The 3336-nt window shown below is 68.1% G+C and carries 4 protein-coding genes; 1 reads left to right on the top strand and 3 read right to left on the bottom strand.

Going from position 1 to position 3336, the window contains the following annotated elements; translation table 11 throughout:
• The 3 genes from ACIPIA_RS12880 to ACIPIA_RS12870 form a co-directional block, all read right to left on the bottom strand.
• Positions 1–259 (bottom strand): hypothetical protein (locus tag ACIPIA_RS12880; protein WP_400510123.1); only part of this gene is annotated, 259 nt, incomplete at its 3' end.
• A gap of 140 nt (positions 260–399) precedes the next feature.
• Complete coding sequence (locus ACIPIA_RS12875; RefSeq protein WP_400510121.1) at positions 400–1311, bottom strand: PfkB family carbohydrate kinase; 912 nt, start codon at positions 1309–1311, stop codon at positions 400–402.
• A 15-nt stretch (positions 1312–1326) separates the two neighbouring features.
• Entirely contained in the window at positions 1327–1776 is a 450-nt protein-coding gene (locus ACIPIA_RS12870) for a VOC family protein (protein WP_400510120.1), read from the bottom strand.
• Between the two features lie 92 nt (positions 1777–1868).
• On the opposite strand from ACIPIA_RS12870, the gene ACIPIA_RS12865 reads away from it, so the two are divergent.
• Positions 1869–3320 (top strand): cation diffusion facilitator family transporter, encoded by a 1452-nt coding sequence (locus ACIPIA_RS12865; RefSeq protein ID WP_400510119.1) that lies wholly within the window; start codon positions 1869–1871, stop codon positions 3318–3320.
• Positions 3321–3336 lie beyond the last annotated feature (16 nt).

The following is a 3336-nucleotide window of genomic DNA, read 5'->3' as shown; positions in this document are numbered from 1 at the left end:
CGTCCGCGTCATCATCCTCGTCCTCATCTTCGGCATCGAGGTCCAGGTACTCGTAACCGAAGACGATCTCGCCGGTTTCAGGGTCGAAGGCGCTGACGGAGGAATCCTCGAACGCCTGGATCAGCATTTCGGCCTCATCCGGGCCATCGACATCGAAGCGGCGCAGAGCCTCCTCGCCCTCGGCCTTGATGACGAGCTCGATCGACCAGCCCCGGCCGGTGGTGTCGTAGATGCATTTCAGGCCCTGGATCGCCAGCATTGTGCTCTCTCCTGAGGTTCCGCGCGGCAACGCGCGATCGACCAGATGCCCGAGCTGCGTGACGGGCACGCGACGCAGGCCACGGGTCCGCAGGAGAGACGGGGGGCCCCGGTAGCCGACATCCAAGGCCCCTCGTCAGGCTATCGCGCCTGAGCCAGGAAGCGTTCGACATCGTCGCGTCCCGGCGCACCGCTGCGACCGCCGAACCGCGTGCATTTGATCGCGGCCGCCGCCGAGGCGAAGCGGATCGCATCCTCCTCGCCCTGCCCCTCTGCGAGAGCCAGGGCGAACGCGCCGTGCCAGACATCGCCGGCGCCGAGCGTATCAACGGTCTCGACATCGAAGGCCGGGCTGTGACGAACCTCGCCCCGGTCGACGAAGAGCACGCCCTCCTTGCCGAGCGTCACCGCCAGCCAGGTCGGCACGCCCGCAGCCACCTTTGGCAACCCGACACGCGGATCGTCCTCTCCAGAAACCTCTCGCAGGGCCTGCTGGCTGAAAGCGACGTGGCTCGCGGTCCCCACGAGATCCGGATGCGGCGGCTTGCGATCACCATCGAGCACGCCGGGAACGCCGGCAGCGCGGGCGAGCTTCAATGCAGCCAGCGCGCCCTCTCCCCAGCGCGTGTCTGCCAGGACGGCACCGGCCCCTTCCGGCAGGTCGCCGGGAAGCCAGCCGACGTCCTCGGGCATGTTCGGGTCGGAATGGGAGATCACCATGCGCTCGCCTTCGGCATCGACGAGGATGGCCGAGACCGGCGAGGTCAGGCCTGCGACGCGCCGGGCGAAAGCGGTGTCGACGCCCTCCGCCCTGAGGTCGGCGACGATCTGGTCGCCGGTCAGGTCGTCGGCGAGGCGCGTCGCCAGCCAGCAGCGGCCGCCGAGGCGCGCGATCGCCACGGAGGCATTGCCGGCGCAGCCGCCGCCGACCACGGCGAGACCGCGCGAGCGATATTTCTCGCCGCGCGTCGGCATGGTCTCGACGCTGTAGACATAGTCGAGCGTGGCGATGCCGAGGCAGAAGACGCCGGCGTGCGCGGGTTCATGAACCAAGGCGACCCCGATCCCTCACCAGACGCCGGTGTTCTGCATGCTCGCCCACGGCTCGGCCGGCGGCTTCGGATCGCCCTTCTGGAGCAGCTCGATCGAGATGTTGTCGGGCGAGCGGATGAAGGCCATGTTGCCGTCGCGCGGCGGGCGATTGATGGTGATGCCGGCCTTCATCAGCTTCTCGCAGGTCGCGTAGATGTCGTCGACCTCATAGGCGAGATGGCCGAAATTGCGCCCGCCGGTATAGGTTTCCGGGTCCCAGTTATAGGTGAGCTCCAGCGTCGGCCGGCCGCGCGAGGCGCCGGCGCGCGCCGCGTCGAGATCGTCGCTCGCCGCGAGGAAGACCAGCGTGAAGCGGCCCTTCTCGTTCTCGATCCGGCGGGTTTCGACCATGCCGAACTTGTTGACGTAGAAATCCAGCGCCTGATCCAGATCGGTCACGCGCACCATGGTGTGGAGATAACGCATCGTGTTTCCTCGTTGAGGGACGGCAGGGTTGATCCGTTTCCTAAATCAGGCAAGAGCATCGGCGTTCCAAGAGACGGCAAGCAGGACGAGCCATGACGACAACGCAAGACGGGCCGGTGACGGCACCGCCTCAGCGCGCCACGCCCGCCCAGATCGCGCAGATCAAGCAGCGTGCGGCCATCCTCTCGGTGATGGCGACGATCCTGCTCACCGCAGCGAAGATGCTCGGCGCGATCATCTCCGGCTCGCTCGCCCTCCTCACCGACGCGCTGCAGGGGCTGGTGGATGTCGGCTCGACGCTTTTCACCTGGTTTGCGGTGCGCGCGTCGGACAAGCCGGCCGACGAGGAGCATCATTACGGCCATGGCAAGGTCGAGGCGCTTGCCGCGCTGGTCGAGACCGCGATCCTGTTCACGCTGGCTGGCGCCATCCTGTGGGAGGCCGGCAACCGGCTCTGGACCAACCTGATCGAGCATGTCCAGGTCACGCCGCTCGTCATCGGCGTGCTCGTGCTGTCGATGATCGTCGACGCCATTCGCTGGCGCTCTCTGACCAAGGTCGCCCAGGAAACCGGGAGCGAGGCCCTGGCCGGGGAAGCCACGCATTTCTCGGCCGACTTCATCGGCTCGGCGCTGGTGCTCGCCGGGCTCATCGGCGTCTGGTACGGCTTCGAGCGCGCCGACACGGCCGCGGCCTTCGCCATTGCGGCCTACACCGCCTTCTCGGCCTTCCGCCTCGCCCGGCGCGTTCTGAATACGTTGATGGATACGGCGCCCGAAGGCGTCGGCGAGAAGCTGCGCGAGGTCGCGCGGCGGGTGCCCGGCGTCGTCGGCATCAACTGGCTCAGGATCCGCCCCGCCGGCGGGCGTGTCCACGGCGAGATCGGCATCAGCGTCTCGCGCACGCTGCCGCTCGAGCGCGTAACCGCGATCAAGGCCGAGCTCGGCGAGGCCCTGCGGACGAGCGAGCCGGATTCCGAAATCACGATCACGGCAGACCCGGTCCAGGTCGACGACGAGACGGCGCTGGAGCGCGTGCTGCTGATCGCTCTCAAGCTGAAGATCCCGGTGCACCACGTCACCGTCCACAGTATCGGCGAGAAGCTCTCCGTCAGTCTTGATATGGAGGTCGACGCCACCCTGCCGCTCGGCGAGGCGCATGAGATCGCCACCCGGCTCGAGAACGCGATCCGGGCGGAATTCGGCGGCGAGACCGAGGTCGAGACCCATATCGAACCGATGGAAACCGGCCAGCCGCACGGGCACAACGCAGCCTGGGAAACCGTCGAGGACATCGGCAAGGCGCTCGCCGGCGAAGCTGCGAGACTCGCCGGGCCGATCCACGACATCCACAGCGTGCGCGTGCGCCAGACCGCCAAGGGGCTTGTGGTCAACTATCACTGCCGCGTCGACCCGGCGCTCAACGTCGCCGCCGTGCATGACGCCGTCGACGCCATCGAGCGGGCCGTGCGGATCGCGCGCCCGCAGGTCTGCCGCCTCGTCAGCCATGCCGAGCCGGCCGTCCCCGGCGGCAACGGTTTCTGAAGGGCGCTAGGCCTCC

The sequence above is a fragment of the Allobosea sp. CER48 genome, from assembly GCF_044752385.1.
Taxonomy (GTDB): domain Bacteria; phylum Pseudomonadota; class Alphaproteobacteria; order Rhizobiales; family Beijerinckiaceae; genus Allobosea.
The sequence above is the reverse complement of the archived record's forward strand: the minus strand, read 5'-3'. Positions and strand labels throughout refer to the sequence as shown.

Excerpts from the sequence above, each read along its gene's own strand:
- ACIPIA_RS12870 (WP_400510120.1), bottom strand. The coding sequence starts at position 1,776 with ATGCGTTATCTCCACACCATGGTGCGCGTGACCGATCTGGATCAGGCG.
- ACIPIA_RS12865 (WP_400510119.1), top strand. The coding sequence starts at position 1,869 with ATGACGACAACGCAAGACGGGCCGGTGACGGCACCGCCTCAGCGCGCC.